Here is a 20763-nt window from a genome sequence, read left to right as displayed (position 1 = left end):
TTATCGAAGTTTGCGCACGAGGATCATGAAAGTGCCCCGGTACGATAGAAATGTCTTGTTAAAGACCTCACAGTCTCCTTGGAGGCTACTTGCGCTCTGTGCGCTAATTACGGGCCTGATTACACCTGCAGCACTCGCTGGGCAAAGCATTAACCTCTCCCAAGCACTTTCCACTGCGATGGATTCCAACCCTGATATGGCCGCTGCACGGCAGGAAATTGGCATTGCCGACGGGGCTCGTAAGCAGGCTGGTCTCATCCCTAACCCGGAGATTTCATACGAGGTTGAAGACACCCAGCGAGACACCAGTACCACCTCCGTATCGATTGCCCAACCCTTGGAACTTGGTGGAAAACGGGCCGCCAGAATCGAAGTTGCTACGCTCGGCCAGGGGATCGCACAGATGGAGCTGGAGCGTCGTGTGAACGGTCTACGAGCCGATGTTGTGCAAGCGTTCTACGCAGCCCTGCGAGCCCAGACGGGGCTCGACCTGGCCAAGCAGTCTCTTGACTTGACCGAGCGCGGACTGCGTATCGTGGATGGCCGCGTGCGGGCGGGTAAATCCTCACCGGTAGAGGCTACACGAGCTCAAGTGCAGTTAGCCGAGGCCAGGCTGCAGGTGCGTCGTGCCGAAACGGAGAAATCTACGGCATATCAGCAGTTGGCTCAGATCACTGGCAGCGCAGTTACGGTCTTCGACCGCCTTGAGTCACCCACCTTGTCTCCGGGCACACCGCCACGGCCAGCGGAGTTGTTGGCCAGGTTGGATCAAACCCCTGAGATGCGTCAGGCCGTGGCGAAAATCGACCAGAATGACGCTTCGCTCGGCTCGGAGAAGGCCCAGCGTATTCCGAATCTGACAGTTAGCATTGGTAGCCAGTACGACCGTTCAGAACGGGAAAGAGTCAATTTAGTTGGATTATCGATGCCACTTCCGCTGTTCGACCGTAACCAGGGCAACATCCTTTCTGCTGCTCGCCGGGCTGATCAGGCCCGTGATCAACGTAATGCTGTGGAGTTGAGGTTGCGTAGCGAAACTCAAACTGCTTTGAACCAGTGGGCTACCGCCATGCAGGAAGTTGAGTCCTATGACCAGACCATCCTGCCCTCTGCCCAACAAGCTGTGGATACCGCCACTCGCGGATTCGAGATGGGCAAATTCGGTTTCATCGAGGTACTGGATGCCCAGCGCACCTTGATCGTTTCTCGTGGCCAGTACCTCGACTCGTTGGCTGCGGCAACCAATGCGCGTGCTCAGGTGGAACGGGTTTACGGCTACGTCGGTTCGGATGCCGGCGTTCGTTGAGCCTGCCAGACATTTTCTTCGTCATGCGGCAATCATTGAGTCGGGCACCAATGAAGCGCGCCGCGAGATTAGCAGGGCTGTGTGCGAAGGCTGAGCACACTCGGGCATACGGCATGACGCCTCGCCTGGTTACAGAACAACTTCATGTTTATCGAGTGTGTTTTGTCACCTTCGGGACATGAGTCAAGTTCAATATTTTTGATAATTTGGAGTTACCAATGGCATCAACAACTCCCCGAAAGCAGCGGCTGATGATTGCGGCCGTTGTCGTAATCGGTTTGGCCGCGGCGGGTCTAATTCTAAGTGGAAACCCGGGTCAGTCCGGGGAAAAAGGCCATGGTCATGGTGAAAGTCATGAGGAAGCGTCGGCTCACTCAGATCCCGAGCACCACGGCGAAGCTTCGGCGGAGGTGCATGAAGATGCCGACGAACATGCAGATGAAGAGCATCATGAGATCGAAGAGGCCACCAAGGGCGAGCATGGTGGCAAGCTTTTCACTGAGGGTAATTACGCGCTTGAAGTGACGATTTTTGAGGAAGGCGTAGAGCCTCAGTTCCGGCTCTATACCTACCTGGACGGAAAGCTTCTAGACCCAGCTGCCAGTACTGCGCAAGTGACTTTGTCGCGTCTTGGGCAGGCTCCACAACTCATCAGCTTCAGCAAAGAGAATGATTATCTTCGTGGCGATGCCGTTGTCGTAGAGCCTCATTCTTTCCAGGTTTCCATCAGCGCCAAGCACAAAGGCAAAAGTTACTCGTTCGGTTACGAGCAGGTTGAGGCCCGCGTGACCATGACGGATGTGCAGCTTGAGCAGGGTGGCGTCACGCTCGCCACTGCTGGTCCCGCGAAAATTGCTTCCACGCTGCAGGTGCTCGGTGAGGTTCGCTATAACGGCGACCGTACGGTTCAGGTGACCCCGCAACTTGCCGGTCGGGTCGATTCGGTGGCAGTTAGTGCTGGCGATACGGTCCGCAAGGGCCAGGTGCTGGCCAAGATATCCAGCCAAGCGCTTGCCGAACTGCGTGGCGAGCTGCTTGCTGCACAGCAGCGTTCGGCGCTTGCCCGCACGACCTACTCGCGTGAAAAGCAATTGTGGGAAGAGAAAATTTCTGCCGAACAGGACTTCCTACAGGCGCAGGTTGCCATGCAGGAAGCCGCTATCGCGGTGCAGCGCGTCCAGCAACAAATCGCCTCGCTGGGCGGTACTCCAGCCAAAGGCCAGAACCTCACCGAGTTCGAGATTCGCTCTCCTATTGATGGCGTGATAACCAGCAAAAGCATATCGGTTGGTGAAGTTCTCAAAGAGGACTCTGCGGTCTTTACCGTTTCGGATTTGTCGACTGTGTGGGTGGATTCAACCATCGCGGCAAAGGACCTGGGCGTAATCGCCGAAGGGCAAAAAGTTGTAGTGAGCTCCAGTGCATTCGTAGCCAAGGCGGAGGGTACCATTTCGTATGTCAGCGCTCTGGTTGGGGCACAAACCCGCTCCGCAACGGCTCGCATCGTTCTTGCTAATCCAGATCGGGTATGGCGTCCCGGTTTGCCGGTGACCGTCGAGGTGGTTGCTGCGGAGAGCGATGTTCCCGTTGCTGTGGCGGTCGAGGCGATCCAGACCGTTCGAGACTGGCAGGTGGTATTCGGCCGCTTCGATAACCAGTTGGAGGCTCGGCCTGTTGAACTTGGCAAGTCCGACGGACGCTTCGTAGAAGTTATCTCGGGTCTGAAGGTGGGTGATCGTTACGCACTGAAGAACAGTTTTCTGATCAAAGCTGAGCTAGGCAAAGCCGGCGCGAGCCATGACCACTAATTCGGAGTTGAGCTATGAAACAAGTTACTGCCATTTTTCGCCCGGTTCGGCTTGAGGCCGTCGAGCAAGCGTTGCACGCATTGCCGCATCTGCCTGGGTTTACCATCCTGCCTGCTTATGGTCACCCGCGTGGCCATGGTAAAGATCACAGTTACATCGCAGACGAGTGGAACCCCGACGCCCATCAGCATCTCGTGCTGCTAGCGTTTTGTTCCGACGATGTTGCCGATGAGATCGTCAAGGCCATAGAGAAGGCTGCCCACACAGGTGTACCCGGTGACGGAATCGTCGCCGTATCCCCTTTGACTGACGCATTGCGCATCCGTACTGGAGAGCGCGGTGATGCTGCGCTTTAGGGGAAATTTACATGTACGAACGATTAATTCGCTTCGCAATCGATCAGCGCTGGCTGGTTTTGCTGGCTATTCTCGGCATGGCAGCGTTGGGTGTTTACAGCTACCAGAAATTGCCGATTGATGCGGTTCCCGATATCACCAACGTGCAGGTGCAGATCAATACCGAGGCCAAGGGATATTCGCCGCTGGAGACCGAACAACGTGTGACTTTCCCGATTGAGACGGTCATGGCGGGGCTCCCCAACCTGCAGGAGACGCGCTCCATCTCGCGCTATGGGCTTTCGCAGGTCACTGTCATCTTTGAAGACGGTACGGACATCTACTTCGCTCGTCAGTTGGTGAATGAGCGGATACAAGAAGCCCGTGGCAATCTTCCCAGGGATCTATCACCGAGCATGGGACCCATTGCCTCTGGCCTGGGTGAGATCTACATGTGGACCGTTGAGGCGCAAGAAGGCGCGAAAAAAGCGGATGGCAGCGCCTACACGCCGATGGATCTGCGTGAGATTCAGGACTGGATCGTCAAGCCGCAGCTACGAACTGTCAAAGGTGTTACTGAGATCAACACCATTGGCGGCTATGCCAAGGAGTTCCAAGTTTCACCCAAGCCGGAGCTCTTGGTCGCCCATGGCGTCAGCCTGCAGGACATTGTAGTTGCGTTGGAAAGCAACAATGCCAACGTCGGTGCGGGCTACATCGAACGCAGCGGCGAGCAGTACCTGATCCGAGCTCCAGGGCAAGTTGGCAATATTGCAGACATCGCCAACATAATCATCAAGAACACCGATGGCGTTCCTGTCCGTATCGGTGATGTGGCTGAGGTGGGCCTGGGTAAGGAGCTGCGTACCGGTGCCGCAACTGAAAACGGTCAGGAGGTGGTACTCGGCACGGCGTTCATGTTGATTGGTGAGAACAGTCGCTATGTATCGCAGGCTGTCGACCAGCGCCTGAGCGAGATCAATCGCAACCTGCCGAAAGGGGTCATGGCGAAGACGGTCTATGACCGCACCGTATTGGTTGACAAAGCCATTAGTACGGTGAAGAAGAACCTGATCGAAGGCGCCCTGCTGGTTATAGCGATCCTGTTCCTGTTCCTAGGCAACATCCGTGCCGCCCTGATCACCGCAATGGTGATCCCGCTGTCGATGCTGTTCACCTTCACGGGCATGGTCAGCAACAAGGTCAGCGCGAACCTGATGAGTCTCGGTGCGCTCGACTTCGGTATCATCATCGATGGTGCCGTGGTGATCGTTGAGAACTGCGTGCGGCGACTGGCCCACGCCCAAGCCGCCGCGGGTCGAGCACTGACCCGTAACGAGCGTTTCCATGAGGTGTTCGCTGCCTCGAAGGAAGCGCGTCGTCCGCTGCTGTTCGGTCAACTGATCATCATGGTGGTGTACCTCCCGATCTTTGCGTTGACTGGTGTGGAAGGCAAAATGTTCCACCCGATGGCGTTTACCGTGGTGACTGCACTGTTGGGGGCTATGATCCTCTCGGTGACGTTCGTCCCGGCGGCTGTTGCGCTGTTCCTCAATGGCAACGTCAGCGAGAAAGAAAACCGCTTGATGATTTGGGTCAAGCAAGGCTACGCGCCGTTGCTGGATTGGGTCATGGTAAGCAAGCCGCTGGTGTTGACCATTGCAGCAGTCATCATGGTGCTTTCAGGCTTGGTTGCTTCGCGGATGGGTAGTGAGTTCGTGCCGAGTCTTGATGAAGGCGATATCGCGCTGCATGCTCTTCGCATTCCAGGCACCAGCCTCTCGCAAGCGATTGACATGCAGGTGCAGCTTGAACAAAGGGTCAAATCCTTTGCCGAGGTTGATACGGTGTTCGCCAAGCTGGGAACTGCTGAAATCGCGACCGATCCAATGCCACCGAACGTGGCGGACAACTTTGTCATGCTCAAACCGCGCGAGCTGTGGCCGGATCCTGATCGCAGCAAAGCCGATCTGGTTGCGGCGATGCAGGAAGCGGTCGAACAGGTTTCCGGCAACAACTACGAATTTACCCAGCCCATCCAGATGCGTTTCAATGAACTGATCTCCGGCGTGCGCAGTGACGTCGCGGTGAAAGTGTTTGGCGACGACATGGACGTGATGAACGAGACCGCCGAGCAAATCGCTGAGGTGCTGGAGGGTATTCCGGGGGCAGCCGATGTGAAGGTTGAGCAGACCACTGGCCTACCGATGCTCAGCATACAAATCGACCGTGAGAAAGCCGCGCGATTTGGTTTGAATGTATCGGAGATTCAGGACGCCATTTCCACCGCCATCGGTGGGCGCGAAGCTGGAGCGCTGTTTGAAGGTGACCGGCGCTTCGATATCCAGGTTCGCCTGGCCGATGAGTGGCGCAATGACGTCGACAAAATCCAGCAGTTGCCTATTCGCCTAGCCAATGGCGATGTTTTAGACGGTCCAGGGTTTGTGCGTTTGGCTGATGTGGCGAGTGTGGTTTTCGCACCAGGTCCGAACCAAATCAGCCGTGAAAGTGGCAAGCGCCGCGTGGTGGTTACCGCGAACGTTCGCGGCCGTGATATCGGCTCTTTTGTCGCCGAGGCTGAGAGCAAAATCGCTGAGGCGGTGAGTGTCCCTGCAGGCTATTGGACTACTTGGGGTGGCACCTTCGAGCAGCTTCAGTCAGCGGCCAAGCGCCTGCAGATTGTCGTGCCAGTATCGCTGTTGCTTGTGTTCACGCTGCTGTTCATGATGTTCGGCAATGTCAAAGATGGCCTGCTGGTATTCACCGGCGTGCCCTTCGCACTGACAGGCGGGATAATGGCGTTGTGGATGCGTGATATTCCGCTCTCGATCTCTGCAGGGGTGGGCTTCATTGCGTTGTCGGGTGTGGCGGTACTCAACGGCCTGGTCATGATTTCCTTCATTCGTAGTTTGCGTGAGAACGGCATGGGGCTGGATGAGGCCATTCGCGAAGGCGCGTTGACTCGTCTGAGACCTGTACTGATGACTGCCTTGGTGGCGTCTCTGGGCTTTATTCCGATGGCTACTGCCATTGGCACGGGTGCGGAAGTTCAGCGGCCTCTGGCGACGGTGGTGATTGGTGGAATCCTGTCCTCAACGGCGCTGACGCTGTTGGTTCTGCCATTGCTCTACCGCTTGGCCCATCGCACGCGTTAAGTTCACAGCGCTATTTTTGTGTAAGTAAAAAAACTGCTCTTGAGCGCAATGCTGTTTACTTAAAGTCACAAATTGACGATTCGCACTGAATAGCCCACAACACTTGTTGTGGGCTTTTTCTACTTGATTAGAACTAAGTGAATGGCATTAGCTTTCAAAATTGTAAGTTTTTTGTCATGTCGGTGATGCCAACGTATTGCTAAGGTACTCTCGAGATGGTTAATTTAAGAGAGTATTATGAAAAAGCTTATTGTTACTGCGGCGCTGGTTATCTTCTCGGTGACTGCGCAAGCCAATACTTATTCCGAGGAACGTCAGCTGCAGTTCATTCAGGAGCATCAGAAGGCCGTAGCTGCCTACGCCGAGAAAAATGGTAAACCAATGCCGGATATTCAAGACTACAAATACGGTATGAAGATCGACGTGGCTAAGTTTGTACGGCAGTCTCAAGACCCTCGAAACTGCTCAGTCTACCCAAGGCTCATGACCTTCGAAGACTCCATGGGTACACTAAAGACTTTTCGATACTCAATGTTTGCTACCTGTATCAATAATAAGTAGGTTATCTTTGATTGCAAAAAATACGAACTCAAAAATGCCAGGCAGTGCCTGGCATTTTTTATTTGAAATCGATTTTAACGATGCGGGTCACGCTTTCTTGAGTTCTTTTGCAGCGCGTTGACCTGGATGGATAGGCCGAAGCTAATCAGTTCAGGATTTGGAACTGTGTAGGGCGTTTTCGTTCACCCTGCAGAAGTAAAGAGTTATGGGGAATCGGTCTGATGGCCCGGAAACCGTATGGTACCATTTCGATTCAGCTTGGTTTGTCCCTACTATTCGCGGCGGAGAGCAGTGCTGTGGCGTTACCCAACATTGGGGTGGAGCATCATCTTTGTGGGAATTATCGAAGCTTGCCTCAGAACCAGTTTGACGCTGTACAGGCTTGGCTGGATGTTGAATCAACCAGCACCAGCCATCTGTCTAGGACGTCACTCGTACTCGTGGGAGTTCTACCGCAACGATAAGTCCGAGAATATCAAGGATTCTACAAGGTGGCCGTATGATGGCATATTTTAACGGGCCCAGACTGCACGCTGGTGTGAGCGACAGCAAAATCACTGAAGTCAACGTCATTCAGCTGCTGTTGTGTAAACGGCATAACGTTAAGTTTGAGACGGGCGGTTTTGCTGGAGAGGCCAAGGCTGAGCCAGCTAGAAAAGATAAACCAAAATTAGAATTAAAAAGCCAGGCAACTACCTGGCTTTTTGTTCGTCAATATTGTCATTAGGAGTCCGGCTCCATTCCGATTAGTTGTCGGACTTTTCCTGGCGTTTTTCGGGCTCTTTCTGTTGCTGTGCATCTTGCCCATTCTTTTTTTCCGACTGATCGCCCCAGAGACGGGCCTGTTCTGCTCGGAAGTCTTCGGTGAAGCTTTTCGCTCGTTCGAAGCCTCCTTCAGCATAAGCAGTGCCCATGAGACCAAGAAGCAAGCTACCAACAGCGATAAATTTTACAAATCTCATGATGAGCCTCTGAACATACTAGTAGGCTGGCCAGCGTGGCTGCCTTTGTTGCTTAGCAGTTTAGGAACGAGAAGCTAACGCCATGATGAGTCAATAATTACAATTCCGTCATGTTCCGGAGCGGTGCACAGTCTTTAGCCCTTAAATTCATGGGCGTGGTGTCTATCTCAGCGTTGTCGGGGCGGTGACAGAAGCGCACTCTTTTGCTTTTCTCGTTGTTGATGAGGTAATTAAACCGATGATTTTCGAACTGTTCACTGCTTATCAGCGACCAACCAGTAGTTTTTGCAGATCTGAAACGTATGCCTGCTTATGCTAAAAGGTATGTGTTGACCGTACCGACTGAATTCTTAATTTTGGCGCTGATATGTGTTTGCCCGACCATGTATTTGGCCTATAGCTTGGATGCCGTAAGCGCTCAGGAGAAAGTTAACGTATATTATTTTGTGCACTTATGGAGAGATTTTCGCGTCTCTATGGATCCGCAAATCATGGAGCGTTAAGGGTCTTTGCTGAATGAGAGAGACCCGCCTATCGACAGACCCTCTCTTCTACAAGGTGTATCGCTGAGTTAAATTCTAAATTGAGCCGTTTGTACTTAAGTGACCCCGCTGGCGTGATGTCTCGCATGTTCTTCTGGAAAGCTCAGATGGAACCATGTGAAATTCTCATCGACAACTTCTACATCAGCCACGCCGTGGTGCAGGCACATGATTGATTGGACAATGGCTAAGCCTAGCCCTGTGCCGCCTTCGCTCCTTGCGCGGCTTTTGTCTACTCGATAAAAGCGTTCGAACAAATGTGGCAGATGTTCTTTGGGGATTCCACGGCCAGGATTGCCTACGCTCAGTGTAACGCCGCTCGGTCCTCTATGGACTCTGACAAAGACTGTCCTTCCGCTTGGGCAGTATCTGATCGCGTTGGAAAGAAGGTTCGAGACTGCACGCTGAATCATCAGCCTGTTCCCTTGCACTACGTCCGCGCAGCCAGAGATCTGCAGCTGGACTTCACTTTCCTCAGCCGTGATGCTGAAAAGGTCGCACACCCGCTGAACTTCGTCCACCAACACAATGGCCTCGAAATCGACCAAGGAAGCCGGATGGCTGACCTGGGCTAGGAAGAGCATGTCGGAAACCATACGGCTCATACGGTCCAGTTCCTCAGTGCAGGATTCGAGCACGTCACGGTATTCCTCAGGTGATCTATCCCTAGTCAGCGCTACCTGGGCCTTGCCCATCAGGTTAGAAAGGGGGGCCCGGAGCTCGTGTGCGAGATCGTCAGAAAACTGCGAGAGCTGCTGCACGCCATCATCCAAGCGAGCGAGCATGATGTTGATCCCATCAGCTAGCTCCTTCAGTTCTGCCGGCATGCCATTGGTTGGGAGTCGATGCTCAAGACTCTCGGTGGAGATCTTTGATGCGACTTTCAAGAACTTAGTCAGTGGCAATAAGCCGCGGCGGACGGTCCACCAGCCGATGACGAGGATTAGCGCAAGGAGGAGGGGGGATACCATTAGAGCCCAGGTCAACAACGCCTTTAGCAGAGCCTTGTTGGAGGTCTGGTCCATGGTCATGTAGACGCTTACCTCTCTGCCATTTCCTAATTGCATGATGCGCGACGTGCTCAGCATCGGTCTGTCCAGCGAGTCGCGCCACTCATATTCTTCCATCTGTACAGTGGCGCGGAACTGGTGTACCTCTTGGTTGACCTGCTTGGACCCAATCGTGAGTAGCGGGGTCTGACTCTGTGCCGGCTGGAAAATGCTCACGTACAGGTTGTTATGGCCCATGACCAGGTCGACAAGCTGATGTGCGTCTGCGGTAACGCCGGAAATGTCCGTAATGCTGGACAGATTGTGAGCCATCCCGCTCATTTTGACGACGAGATCACTTCGTGCCGTCCTTTCAAGAGCTTGGCCCACCATCAGGTAGCCGAAGGTGGCAAACATCAGCAACAAAGTCGCGCTCATCAACCCAACTTTAAGTCCCAGCTTTACGGCCAGGCTGAATGGCCTCATGCACGCTCCTCAAAAATGTACCCAACGCCTCGCAGCGTATGAATGAGTTTGGTTTCAAATGGATCATCGATCTTCGAGCGCAGGCGCCTGATAGCGACATCAATGACGTTGGTGTCGCAATCGAAACTTATGTCCCAGACCAGCGAGATGATTTGTGAGCGTGTCAGTGCTTCGCCTGTACGGCTCATCAGCAAGCGCAACAAGGCAAACTCCTTCGTGGTGAGGTCAATCCGTGTTCCCCCCCGGAACACCCGATGACGTTCAGAGTCCAGCTCCAGGTCGCCGATTTTGAGTGTGCTCTTTTCTACGAGCTCATCGCCGCGTCGCTGCAGCGATCGAATACGGGCGAGCAGCTCTGGAAACTCGAACGGCTTAACGAGGTAATCATCTGCCCCGCCGTCTAGGCCCTTGAGTTTGTCATTGATACGGCCGCGAGCGGTCAGCATGATGATGCGAACACGGCTCGTATGTCTGATCGTTTGGAGAAGATCCCAGCCATCAATGCCAGGTAGGTTCACATCCAAAAGAACTAGCGAGTAGGTGTTGTGACTAAATAAGTGTAGGGCGTCAACACCATTATGCGCTATATCAACGACATACCCGCTTTCGGAGAGGCCCTGCTGAAGATATTCAGCAGTCTTTATTTCGTCTTCCACAACTAGCACGCGCATAATTGATCTCAAGATGTGAGGGGTGAGAAGTTTGCCTAGTGCACTAATAACATCGCTGTAGGTTGCAAAGGTAGGTCGGAGTAGTGCATAGCACTCAGTATGTCTCTAATATTAAGCATACCTCATGGTCACTTTATGGCGTGTGAATTTTAACGTGAAGTAAAGGGCTTTGGCGAAATCCTACAAATTTGTAATATGGTTGCAAGCTTTCTGACATCTATGTTGGCTTACCCACCTGAGCATAGCGGGTTCTATGGTATCCCGCGGTTGATGATGGTCACGGCTGACAGGCAGATTAGGCCGGGAAACGCTGCATTTGTAGCAAAAAATTGAATGTGCCGAGGGTGTCGGTGGCAGTAAACTTAGGGTGTGGTTCGCGTTGAAAATGACCTAAGACTCTGTTAATGAATATTTTATTATAGGGCGGTTGCAGGCGTTGGTGCGATTGCATATGTTCTATGCATATTTGAAGGTGCTATTGCTTGTCTACATTGTAATTACCTTGCCATTCTTATTTTAGTCTTCTTTGCCAGGCTATCCGAAGTATCAGAGGTAGTGCTTTTTGGGAAGTGTCTAATTTCAGAGTGGCATGATGATGGCAATGAGAGCCCGAGCCTTAGTGGAGGCTGAACTAGAGTAGCTGGTCACTGGCGTCGCAGGTCTCGTGCAGTCGGTTGCTCGCGGCCATCGGATTTTCACTATCGCAGCAGTAGATGATCTTTACGAAATAAAGGTTTGCTAGGTTGTCGTCGCTGGTGCGGTAGCATGATGACAATTCCGGCTGATATTACGGGCATTGAACAGTTGCTCCTAAACGAGCCTCGGGAGTCCGCAGCGTGCTGACACTCATCCTCCCGCGCTCGAACCGGCGTCTGCCGGCAGGGCAGGGGTTACGACGGCGGTAGTTTTATTATTTTGTAGTGTTTAGTTCGTCAAGAGCCGAAATGTTATTTTTAAATGCGACGGCAAATATAGCTCGATTCTTAGCCATGAAGATGCTCGCTTCCTCAGCAATGTCCTCAGAGATACCAGGAACATTTTTTAATAGAAGCTGGGTCAGTGATTCACTAAGCTCAAGCATTTGGTCATGGGCGTCAGCAAGCTTCCTGTCCAAAAAAGTAGTCTCCAAATCACGTGTGCTACGGTAGAGAGTTTCTACAGCCATGTCTGGCCCTCATGTGGTGTAGGTTTAGCTGAGCAAGATGCTCAGAATCGATTTTACATGCTGAGTCGCATCTGTGCAGAGGCGATTGTAAGATAAAACTATCAAAATGAATCAAAGTAGCGCTTCGAATGACAGCAGCAAGTCGAGTAATGCTTTAGTTTCCTTGGAGGGACGCTGTTCTGTAAGGTTAGCCAGCAGCGCCGTTGCTTGCTCCCGTATGGCGTCGATCTCCGTCAGTGTTTTGAACTTCGGTGAGGTCTTGGATATCGCCATTGCCTCTTCCCATGCTAGGTGGATGTAGCGTTCTAATGATGCAAGACGTCGATGGCCAGTTAGCTCCTGAATCTTACGCTTTAGAGACTCTGTTTCCAGTATTGCTTGTTTGAAATCCTCAAGGCTGTCGGCTTTCTGTCTCAGAATTTCTGCAACAAATATTTTTGTTATGAAACGGTGGCGAAATAGGTGCGGACTAACAGGGTCCAAAATTTTTCCTAGCTTCGCGATGTGTTGAATTTCAGCTGTGAAAGCGTTTGGTGTCAGGGGGTTCCCAGTTCTTTCGTTCAGAAATAGATAGTCGTGCGTGGTCTTGAGTCTACGTGCTAGGGGAGCTCTCACGTACTCAATGTAGTCCGTAAGTAATTTTAAATCTGCCTGAGATATCGGGATTTCTCTGAATCGCCCAGAATCGTCCGCAGCCGGGTTTATGCTGCGTCTGACACCACCTTTTAGAGTGACGACCCGCAAATGTTGTGTCTGGACCGCTGCTCTAACGTCTCTCACCCGAAGCTGCCCTACCTCCGCGCGCCTCGCCCCTAGCATCTCGAAGCAGCGGATCATGACACGTCGTCTTGATTTGACATATGGGGACGCCGATGCGTCTGCAGCTGCGGCAAGGCGAAGACACTTTATTGTCTCAATATTTATTGGGAAACGCTCCTCGACCCTTGTCATTGGAGGTATCGCCGAGTGAGACTTTGAGTTTCGAATAAGCTTTGATCCGTCGGGAGTGAAGATCGTTTGTTCTATTGCTGTAATGGTTAAGCGACTAGGTGAATGGAACTCTCTAGATAAAAAATCGATAAAGTCTACGCAGTTTTTTGCAATGTTTTTAACTGTGTTTTGGGTGCGTAGTTTTGTACCATCCGCTCTGCGTTGGCCGAGTAGGGTTGTGACAAAAAAATTGAATTGCAAATCGGTGAGATCAAGAAATCTTGTATTTTGTGCATCGCAATAACGTATCAGGTGGCTAATGTTTGTGGCGTAAGAGAGTAGTGAACCACCTCTGTCGCTTCTTGAAAGCCCCCTATCATAGAGCTCCAATAGCCATATGTTAGCTTCGATGCACCACGAGCCGCTTGGCCATCTAAGTGTTGGGATATTTCCTGCATCACTGAGGATGATCGAGTGATCAGGTTTAACAGCGAACGGAAGTTTTTGATTGGTGTTAATATGTTTATAGAGCTTTTTCATGAAGCTTGCCCGCTAACGTTCCCACAGTTGACAGCATATCAAGCAGCTCGCTTGATTCTTTTGCATAAAGTGCCGATGCTACGCTGTCGTTGCAAAGCTGAGCAAAGGACCGAGTTTGGCGCATGGATAGTCGCAGCAGCTTGGTTATAGCCAATAGATCCAAATTCAGCTGAGCATTTTCTTGTGTGAGTTTGGCTATTGTGTCTTTTTGACTTTTTCGTTTTACCGAGGTCGGCGTAGTAGCCTGTGTCACTGCACTCAAAGCGCTGGCCCGTAGCTGATCCAAGTGCGTAAACCCACCAGGAGCGTAATGCTCACAGTGACGTTTCAATGTGTTCAATGATGTTTTGGAAATCCCCAGCTTTTCAGAGTGATAGCTCGACAGCTTTCCCTGGCTTTTGAGCGATGAAAGAAGCACAGAGTCTTGTAAGTATGCGGCCGGATTAGCAGAAACTAAAACTAGTAGTTTGCACAAATTTTGGATTGACTGCTCTTGAGTAGCGCTACTCATGTATTATTTCCTTTGTCTCGAATTGTGGCGATGATTCTATAAGGGGTGCCGTCCGAGCCAGTCAGAAATTCTGGTTCTATTTTTACTGATCCGGTCGAAATGCAATAGAGTAGATACTCTTCTATTTGTTCTTCTGGTAGTATTGCAAAATCAGATATTTGATAATGCTTTTGTATGAAAGTGGTAAGGTTACTTACCTTATCGGGCTCTGCGCGAAGCATCCGTGCGCCCCACTCTGCTTTCACCTCTCTCAAGACCTGACCTGGTGTGCTTTCGGTAATGTAGTGGTAAATCATCTCGCTATCGCCGTGGCCAAGCACCCACCTCAAAATATCCAAAGTGTCTTCTTTTTCTGTTTGATGCCAAAAGAAAACTTGCGCAAAGAATCGTCGAAGTTGGTGATGCCGCAAATAAAACCGACGCCCTCTATCGTCTAGGGGAGTTTGAAAGTAATCGCAAAAAATGTCGAACTTCAACTGAGATGTGTGCGGGTGCAAGTTCTCGAGCCTGCCGTTTTTTAATGGCCCGCTTAGTACTTCTCTGTGCCGGTCGAGTAAGCCAAGTTTTATTAGGCTTGCCTGCATGGTCTCTAAGCTTTGAATCATGTCCGCAGCGATATGGGGTATTGGTCGAACAATTTTTACGTTCAGTCCGTAAAGCCCGGTTTTTCGATTGACTGTTTCAAGGGATCGGTGGTCTGAGGAAAGGCATTGGCCTGCGATAATTTTCCTCAGTTCCGAAGCACGCCGAGCCTGTAGTACTCCTAGCGTGACTTGGATCGCCCCCAGTAGTACCTGCATGAGTTCGTGGAGTGAGGGAGTTGATCGAAGCGAGTCAAATTTCGCCTTGAAGTTAGGGTCGTTTTTTCTGGTGCGGGAAGAAAATTGCTTGTTCCAGACATTTACATTGAGTGCGCTCAATTTTCCATCTAGGTAGCGGGATATATCAATAGACTCGCATCGTGTGGATTGATACGGTATTCCCATAATTATCACTGATTCCATTAGCCTTAGGTAGCTTGAAATGATTGCTTTGCCATATTCAAGATAGAATTCAATTGAGTCTCTAAGGCACTTTAGGGTGAGCGCTACAGGCAGCGAGGTGAAACGTCCTACTTTGCTTAGGTTAAACTGCTCCTCAAGGTATTCCGAGGATGGGATTTCGAGATCTGAAACTGGTGTGAGATTAGAGTTCTGTCGTAACACCCTTAAAACTTCAAATGTTGAAAGAATCGCTCCGGTTGCAGGCGGAGTCATACTTGCATGTCTTGCGCGTACGGGAACCCGTGAGAACTCAGGGACTTGATAGTTGCGAGGCTTTAGCACGAAAAAAGTAGGGATCGGATAGTGTTTTACTCCGCCTAATGTATTCACATATAGGATTCTAGCTATTTTTGTTGTGTCGATAGTGAGTGCTGATCGCGGGCCGCAAATGTAAAATCCCGCAAGCCAAAGCGCCGCTCGCACCGTGCAAATATCTTCGCGTTGCGGGAAATCGTCACGCAGCGCATCCTCGATTTCTAGGATACTTTGCGATAACTCCTCCCATGGCTCCGTCAAGATTGGGTAATCTTCGAGTGCCTGATAAATTTCAATTTTTGGGGTTGACTCAACTAAACCTTTCAGGAAGCCTCTAAGTTTTTCTGGCCATTCATACACCACAGTAGAAAGGTTGGGTGAGCGGCCACAGCTTGCAAGCAGCGCCTTAAGATTGTTGCTGTTAAGCAATTTTAAGCCATGTTCGTGTATGCGGAAGCTGTCGTTATTAATTAGTAGCCAGTCAATCACACCGACTGTATTTGCAACCTTCCTTTGCATTGTCGAATTTGATAGTGTGGACATCGGGTTGTAGTTTGTTCCGGCAGCGCAAATCCACCTTTTAAAAAGTCTGCACAAATCTCCATCCAAGCAAGATGTAAGGGGGACGGTTTCGACCAAGATTCTGAAGTCGATGCGCATAGGTTCGGATAGACCAAAGTCGAGATCCCAAGTTTCCGCTTCAAATTTGTTTTTAAGGAAGGGGGCTGAATCGAATGGTGTGGGTTCGCTTCCGAAATACTTATCAAAGTACTCAATATTTGCTTTGAGGAAGTCTAGGTTATCCATTTGATGAGATGCCTATGTCGCTCATTGGGCCAAGTTCCTTCGCAAGTTTGAATACTTCGAGGGCTTCAAAGCTGTTGTCTTTATCAGAATGTAGATGGTCAAGTAAGTGCTCGCAAAACTCTGCCCAATGCATAAGGTTTTCGCTCAATTCGACTTCTTCTCTACGCTCTTTCAAGGTCAGTAGTATTCTCGCGACGGGCAAACTAATTGATATAAGGACCTTGGTGTTGCCTGGTCGAGTTGGATCTGGTAAGATAGGCAGAGTTTCTTCGTTTATGTCAGGTAGTGTGTGGTTTTCCAGAAATGAGGCGAGCTCATGGTCATTAGTGAAATTTGTCGCCTCTAGTAGGAGCTTGCTGGACTTCATTGCTTGAACTATTACCCCTGTCTGAAAAACTCTAACCCACCGGTCCCGAAAGTAATGCAAGATACTTGTGGGTAAGTAGGTCGCTAGTAATTTTGGGTCGTAGTTAGCGTGACCTAATACCTTTGCCATCGAATGGAGGCTGCCAGTCTCTAGGAAATGTACGACGCCGGATGTGGTTCTCATTTTTGAGGGGCAGAGAATAGCCTTGGCGAAGTGCTCGAGTTCTTCCGGTTTCCAATGGGATAAGTCATGGGTTGTTGTGAGTTCGTTTACTAGGTTCTTTACTCGTCCGTCGTCAGTTTTTGCTTTGCACCCGAACTCACATGGAGGGCCCACGAATTGCCTGGAGGTCAGCAGTAGCTTTCGCCATCGTGGGTCGTTTGTTTTTTTTAAGGACGCACGCAGTGGTGAAGTGATGTCAACTAGTAGTTGAACTATTTTCTTTGATTCTTCATTCAGTGGAATTCGAATTTCAGATTTGCTGGGGCCGCGCCGATCTTTATGGCCATGCAGGTATTCTATTGTGTCTCCCGAGTCTATACCCCTGCACTTGCCATTTTTATCAAAGATCGCCACGCTGGTGAGAAAACTTGGGGTGATCTTAGGGTCTAATGAAATAAGTTTTATGCATATTGGTATTAAAGCGTCAGTGGTTGGTAGTCCTAGGCTTTCAGCAATGGGGCCGTGAGAAACGTTGCAGTTTTTGAGAACGCGTCGGAGTTCGTCGTATCCATATATTTCTAGGGTTGCGGCGAGATTTTTTAGCTGGTCTGGATTATCGTTCGACGCGAGCCAGGCGTTAGGCTCATCGTGTAGTCTGGAGCCCGTAAGTATAGGTTTGCCATCTCGAGCTAAAAGAGCGAGTCTCTTGTTGGCAGTCTGAACCCTTTGAACAACTCTGTTACACCATTCAATTGCTGCGCTATGGCAGAAAATGATCCGTCTTTTCAGGTGTCGAAATGCTTCGTCATCTGAGATATGGAGGGGGATCTCTGTCAAGAGATTGGCTTTTACAATTCCGCCCGAGCGTTCTTTTAGATTTTTGTTTTGTCCGCGTGAATCGGTCGGGGCCGGATCGGCGAGACAATCAGGTTTTGCAAAAAGACCATTCGGAATAAGTTGGGTTTTGATAAACGGTATAATTTGATAGCGCCAAGAAGCTATGGCAGTCTCATGATGTAGGTTCTTTTCTACGGAGCTAAGGTAAAGGTGTCTCCACAGGGCGCTGAAAAAAAGAGTGGAGCCATCTTTGTTGCTAAAATCCGCTTCGTCGAACTCATTTGGATATATGGAAAGGTACGAGCTAAATAAACTGACAAATTGAATGTTTGGCAAGCGACGGCCTGCAAGATACGTTTCGCATATGTTGTATAACAGCTGGGTGAATTTCCTACCATATGAGTAATAAACGTTGACGAGGGGTAAGTTGACAGTTTTCCCTGCTCCGTTGAGGCATGCCCACCCGGACCAGTACCAGACTTTCTCCTCATTCAAATGTAAGCTTTCAAAGGCTGAACGATACTTGATAAATAATGGATTGGCGGTCGTATCCGAACCAAACGTTGAAAAGGGCGGGGCGTCATGTTGGGATCTGACGCAGTTTACGACAGCCGTAAGTTTTCTAATGATTGTAGAAATCGTCCCTTTAGTTAGGGTGGCGAATTTCGGGCTTGATAGAGCGCCGCAAAACGTGGCGAGAATCTCATCGCTGGCAGTGGACGCGACATCCTGATAGGTAAGCGTTTGATCCGTAATCTGAAGGTAGCACTCGAGATAGCGGAGCGTGCTAGTAATGCGCTGCCCCTGAGGAATATGGTCTCTGGCAAAGAGGGAGAGAGGCCGCTCTTCAAGATTTTCAAACGGATGGTCCGCCCGCGCGATTATGTCTTTGATAATTGTCAATGTCATACCCCGCCGAGAAAACAGGCTTGCCAGCAGCTAGCAAGCTGCTTGTGCTAGGTATAGACAAGATTATGCAGAACGCAAAACAAGCATTTTGTCGTGACGGTCAGCTTCGGCTTTATCCATGAACAAGCGCTCCAGATCGCGGCTGCTGCGGTATACCACTTCGACGGCCATTCATCACCTCACATGCCTTTTGAAAATCGATAGAGTCGATACTGTTTATTTGTACAGTGTTAATGATAGGGTAATCCACAGCACTAAGATAGTGGCAATTGAGCAATCTGCTTTGCCAGGCCGCGATGTCGGCCTGAGCCTAGCTGGCGCGGCACTTTTACCGTTCTTCAAGGTCTGCTTGAGCGTGTAGAATTCCGGGCAGGCAGTAGAGCCATTCAATCAACCAAGGATAAGTAATGAACGAGCTATCATCGCGCCTGAACCGGGAACGGCGCTTTCTGGTACTGCTGGGGCTGATCTGCCTGGCCATGATCGGCGGTGCCTTGTATATGCAGATCGTTCTCGGCGAGGCACCCTGCCCGCTGTGTATCCTGCAGCGTTATGCGTTGCTGTTGATTGCCGTGTTCGCTTTTATCGGTGCCGCCATGCCGGGGCGCCGCAGCCTCACCGTCCTTGAAGGCCTGGTGGTGCTCAGTGCCATTGGCGGTATCGCTGCCGCCGGTAACCATGTGTATATTCTGGCCAACCCGGCGGTCAGCTGCGGAATAGATACTTTGCAACCAATTGTTGACGGCTTGCCGCTGGCGTCGGTGCTGCCATTGGTGTTCCAGGTCGACGGATTCTGCTCCACGCCTTACCCGCCGGTATTGGGACTTTCCCTAGCGCAATGGGCATTGTTGGCGTTCATTCTGACGGCGGTTCTGGTGCCGTTGGGCATCTACCGCAACCGTCGCAAGCCTTAGACAAAAGTCATGTGTTGATGCAAGTCTGATGTGCAATGGATCTTTCCTGCAACGTCGCACCAGCATTGATCTGAATCAACCCTGAGGCCTTGAAATACAAAGGCTTCAGGGGTATTGCAGAGGGTGCGACAAACTGTCGCGAAACTGATTTTTTAGCACTGATTATTACAGTTTCTGTAAAAGACTGTTGCTCAATTAGTCATAGTCTTTGAATGTCGACCTATCTACAATCGCCCCCAATTTCCGTTCGGCACCGCTTGCGAGTCGCAGGATTAAAGGAGCTTAAGGCTTCTTTTGCTGACTCTGACGAGCATCGCCTGCGGCGATGCCGGGCTGACCCCCCTCCGTGATTTCCCGCACCAAATGGAATTGGTCTGAATACAGGCCTGTTGCCTACGAAGTCAAAACAATAAGCACCGTAATACCCGGTCAATGCCGAGCCGCCGCAGCTGGCCTCAAGGTATGACCGTATTCGATCCCATAAATGCTAACGCTTGGCAGGACGAAGTGTTGGCGACCAAAACACAAATTGCATTGAAGCAAGCTGCTCTAGAGGTCGTGAGATGAGTAAAAAGCGTTACCCCAGACTGTTTGGCATTCTGCCCTTTTTAGGCATGCTTTTACTCAGTGGGTGCAACTGGACCCTGCTCGACCCGAAGGGCCAGGTCGGCATTGAGCAAAAGAACCTAATCCTGATCGCTACCGGCTTGATGTTGCTGGTGGTGATTCCTGTCATTTTCATGACCCTCGCGTTCGCCTGGAAGTACCGTGCTTCCAACAAGGCAGCGACCTACACCCCAGACTGGTCGCACTCGACCAAGATCGAAGTGGCGGTGTGGACCATTCCGGTTCTGATCATCATTGCCCTGGGCTATGTGACCTACAAGACCACCCACGAGCTGGATCCGTATCGTCCACTGGTTTCCGATGTGAAGCCGGTGCAGATCGACGTGGTCGCCCTGGACTGGAAATGGCTGTTCATCTACCCGGAACAAGGCATTGCCACGGTCAACAAGATCGTCTTCCCGGCGAACACCCCGGTTAACTTCCGCGTGACCTCCGATTCGGTAATGAACTCGTTCTTCATTCCGGGCCTGGGCGGTCAGATCTACGCAATGGCCGGTATGACTACCAAGCTGCACCTGATCGCCAACGAAAATGGCGAGTTCGACGGTATCTCGGCGAACTACAGCGGTGCTGGCTTCACCGGTATGAAGTTCAAGGCAACCGCCACCTCCCAGGCCGATTTCGAGGCATGGGTGAACGAAGTCAAGCAATCGCCTAAACAGCTGGATGCGGCTGAATACGCGGAATTGGCCAAAACTAGCGAAAACAATCCAGTCGCGCTGTACAGCGTGGCCTCGCCTGAGCAGTTCCAGTCCATCGTCGACAAGTACGAAGGCATGAACCGCGGCCGGCCGGTCCACGAAAAAGAGCAGAGCAAAGAAGCGGCCGGTACCGAAGGGATGGACGTGAGTATGCATTCAGCTGCTGGGGCAGAGGAGTAA

Annotated in this window: 16 protein-coding genes and 1 pseudogene; 8 read left to right on the top strand and 9 right to left on the bottom strand. The window is 51.1% G+C overall.

The genetic code is table 11. The annotated features are described in order from the left end of the window. Nucleotides 1-25: 25 nt before the first annotated feature. The 6 genes from ACP6KB_RS23020 to ACP6KB_RS22995 all read left to right on the top strand — a co-directional run bounded on the left by ACP6KB_RS23020 (nt 26) and on the right by ACP6KB_RS22995 (nt 7892). Complete coding sequence (locus ACP6KB_RS23020; protein WP_191832361.1) at nt 26-1306, top strand: TolC family protein; 1281 nt, start codon at nt 26-28, stop codon at nt 1304-1306. A gap of 218 nt (nt 1307-1524) precedes the next feature. Next, on the top strand, nt 1525-3114 hold the full coding sequence (locus ACP6KB_RS23015; protein WP_038614578.1) for an efflux RND transporter periplasmic adaptor subunit: 1590 nt from the start codon (nt 1525-1527) through the stop codon (nt 3112-3114). Nucleotides 3115-3128: 14 nt separating this feature from the next. Then, nucleotides 3129-3470 (top strand): P-II family nitrogen regulator, encoded by a 342-nt coding sequence (locus ACP6KB_RS23010; protein ID WP_038614576.1) that lies wholly within the window; start codon nt 3129-3131, stop codon nt 3468-3470. A gap of 11 nt (nt 3471-3481) precedes the next feature. Next, nucleotides 3482-6604 (top strand): efflux RND transporter permease subunit, encoded by a 3123-nt coding sequence (locus ACP6KB_RS23005; RefSeq protein ID WP_038614575.1) that lies wholly within the window; start codon nt 3482-3484, stop codon nt 6602-6604. A gap of 237 nt (nt 6605-6841) precedes the next feature. Continuing rightward, complete coding sequence (locus ACP6KB_RS23000; RefSeq protein ID WP_191832360.1) at nt 6842-7165, top strand: DUF2790 domain-containing protein; 324 nt, start codon at nt 6842-6844, stop codon at nt 7163-7165. Nucleotides 7166-7664: 499 nt separating this feature from the next. Beyond that, a complete protein-coding gene (locus ACP6KB_RS22995) occupies nt 7665-7892 on the top strand; it encodes a hypothetical protein (RefSeq protein WP_442109585.1) in 228 nt (75 codons plus the stop codon). A gap of 19 nt (nt 7893-7911) precedes the next feature. Here the strand turns inward: ACP6KB_RS22995 and ACP6KB_RS22990 are convergent, their stop codons facing one another. The 9 genes and pseudogenes from ACP6KB_RS22990 to ACP6KB_RS22950 form a co-directional block, all read right to left on the bottom strand. Continuing rightward, entirely contained in the window at nt 7912-8127 is a 216-nt protein-coding gene (locus tag ACP6KB_RS22990) for a hypothetical protein (protein ID WP_191832358.1), read from the bottom strand. Between the two features lie 598 nt (nt 8128-8725). Then, a complete protein-coding gene (locus tag ACP6KB_RS22985; protein ID WP_191832357.1) occupies nt 8726-10144 on the bottom strand; it encodes a heavy metal sensor histidine kinase in 1419 nt (472 codons plus the stop codon). Continuing rightward, nucleotides 10141-10815 (bottom strand): heavy metal response regulator transcription factor, encoded by a 675-nt coding sequence (locus ACP6KB_RS22980; RefSeq protein WP_191832356.1) that lies wholly within the window; start codon nt 10813-10815, stop codon nt 10141-10143. The genes ACP6KB_RS22985 and ACP6KB_RS22980 overlap by 4 nt, the downstream gene beginning before the upstream one ends. Before the next feature lie 910 nt (nt 10816-11725). Then, a complete protein-coding gene (locus tag ACP6KB_RS22975) occupies nt 11726-11980 on the bottom strand; it encodes a YebG family protein (RefSeq protein ID WP_191832355.1) in 255 nt (84 codons plus the stop codon). A 111-nt stretch (nt 11981-12091) separates the two neighbouring features. Next, nucleotides 12092-13450 carry a tyrosine-type recombinase/integrase gene (locus tag ACP6KB_RS22970; RefSeq protein ID WP_280042726.1) on the bottom strand — a complete coding sequence of 453 codons (1359 nt, stop codon included), beginning with the start codon at nt 13448-13450 and terminating at the stop codon, nt 12092-12094. Then, nucleotides 13434-13961, bottom strand: coding sequence for a hypothetical protein (locus ACP6KB_RS22965; protein WP_191832353.1), 528 nt, complete (start codon nt 13959-13961; stop codon nt 13434-13436). Before ACP6KB_RS22965 ends, ACP6KB_RS22970 begins: the two co-directional genes overlap by 17 nt. Beyond that, entirely contained in the window at nt 13958-16066 is a 2109-nt protein-coding gene (locus ACP6KB_RS22960) for a hypothetical protein (RefSeq protein ID WP_191832352.1), read from the bottom strand. Before ACP6KB_RS22960 ends, ACP6KB_RS22965 begins: the two co-directional genes overlap by 4 nt. Beyond that, the gene (locus tag ACP6KB_RS22955) at nt 16059-18335 is read right to left on the bottom strand and encodes a hypothetical protein (RefSeq protein ID WP_223123679.1); all 2277 of its coding nucleotides are present in this window, start codon (nt 18333-18335) and stop codon (nt 16059-16061) included. The genes ACP6KB_RS22960 and ACP6KB_RS22955 overlap by 8 nt, the downstream gene beginning before the upstream one ends. An 81-nt stretch (nt 18336-18416) precedes the next feature. After that, nucleotides 18417-18512: pseudogene (locus ACP6KB_RS22950) on the bottom strand (YebG family protein); the annotation flags it as partial. 236 nt (nt 18513-18748) lie between these two features. Between ACP6KB_RS22950 and ACP6KB_RS22945 the strand changes: the two are divergent. Next, on the top strand, nt 18749-19255 hold the full coding sequence (locus ACP6KB_RS22945; RefSeq protein WP_442109581.1) for a disulfide bond formation protein B: 507 nt from the start codon (nt 18749-18751) through the stop codon (nt 19253-19255). 563 nt (nt 19256-19818) lie between these two features. After that, the gene (cyoA, locus tag ACP6KB_RS22940) at nt 19819-20763 is read left to right on the top strand and encodes a ubiquinol oxidase subunit II (RefSeq protein ID WP_442109579.1); all 945 of its coding nucleotides are present in this window, start codon (nt 19819-19821) and stop codon (nt 20761-20763) included.

Source organism: Pseudomonas sp. NUPR-001 (genome assembly GCF_052147955.1).
Lineage (GTDB): Bacteria > Pseudomonadota > Gammaproteobacteria > Pseudomonadales > Pseudomonadaceae > Aquipseudomonas.
Note: the sequence above shows the minus strand (reverse complement) of the source record. Positions and strands in the feature narration are given on the sequence as shown.

What these genes read in the sequence shown, in the direction of transcription:
- ACP6KB_RS23020 (WP_191832361.1), top strand. Translation starts at nt 26, where the DNA reads ATGAAAGTGCCCCGGTACGATAGAAATGTCTTGTTAAAGACCTCACAG.
- ACP6KB_RS23015 (WP_038614578.1), top strand. Translation starts at nt 1,525, where the DNA reads ATGGCATCAACAACTCCCCGAAAGCAGCGGCTGATGATTGCGGCCGTT.
- ACP6KB_RS23010 (WP_038614576.1), top strand. Translation starts at nt 3,129, where the DNA reads ATGAAACAAGTTACTGCCATTTTTCGCCCGGTTCGGCTTGAGGCCGTC.
- ACP6KB_RS23005 (WP_038614575.1), top strand. Translation starts at nt 3,482, where the DNA reads ATGTACGAACGATTAATTCGCTTCGCAATCGATCAGCGCTGGCTGGTT.
- ACP6KB_RS23000 (WP_191832360.1), top strand. Translation starts at nt 6,842, where the DNA reads ATGAAAAAGCTTATTGTTACTGCGGCGCTGGTTATCTTCTCGGTGACT.
- ACP6KB_RS22995 (WP_442109585.1), top strand. Translation starts at nt 7,665, where the DNA reads ATGATGGCATATTTTAACGGGCCCAGACTGCACGCTGGTGTGAGCGAC.
- ACP6KB_RS22990 (WP_191832358.1), bottom strand. Translation starts at nt 8,127, where the DNA reads ATGAGATTTGTAAAATTTATCGCTGTTGGTAGCTTGCTTCTTGGTCTC.
- ACP6KB_RS22985 (WP_191832357.1), bottom strand. Translation starts at nt 10,144, where the DNA reads ATGAGGCCATTCAGCCTGGCCGTAAAGCTGGGACTTAAAGTTGGGTTG.
- ACP6KB_RS22980 (WP_191832356.1), bottom strand. Translation starts at nt 10,815, where the DNA reads ATGCGCGTGCTAGTTGTGGAAGACGAAATAAAGACTGCTGAATATCTT.
- ACP6KB_RS22975 (WP_191832355.1), bottom strand. Translation starts at nt 11,980, where the DNA reads ATGGCTGTAGAAACTCTCTACCGTAGCACACGTGATTTGGAGACTACT.
- ACP6KB_RS22970 (WP_280042726.1), bottom strand. Translation starts at nt 13,450, where the DNA reads ATGAAAAAGCTCTATAAACATATTAACACCAATCAAAAACTTCCGTTC.
- ACP6KB_RS22965 (WP_191832353.1), bottom strand. Translation starts at nt 13,961, where the DNA reads ATGAGTAGCGCTACTCAAGAGCAGTCAATCCAAAATTTGTGCAAACTA.
- ACP6KB_RS22960 (WP_191832352.1), bottom strand. Translation starts at nt 16,066, where the DNA reads ATGGATAACCTAGACTTCCTCAAAGCAAATATTGAGTACTTTGATAAG.
- ACP6KB_RS22945 (WP_442109581.1), top strand. Translation starts at nt 18,749, where the DNA reads ATGAACGAGCTATCATCGCGCCTGAACCGGGAACGGCGCTTTCTGGTA.
- cyoA (WP_442109579.1), top strand. Translation starts at nt 19,819, where the DNA reads ATGAGTAAAAAGCGTTACCCCAGACTGTTTGGCATTCTGCCCTTTTTA.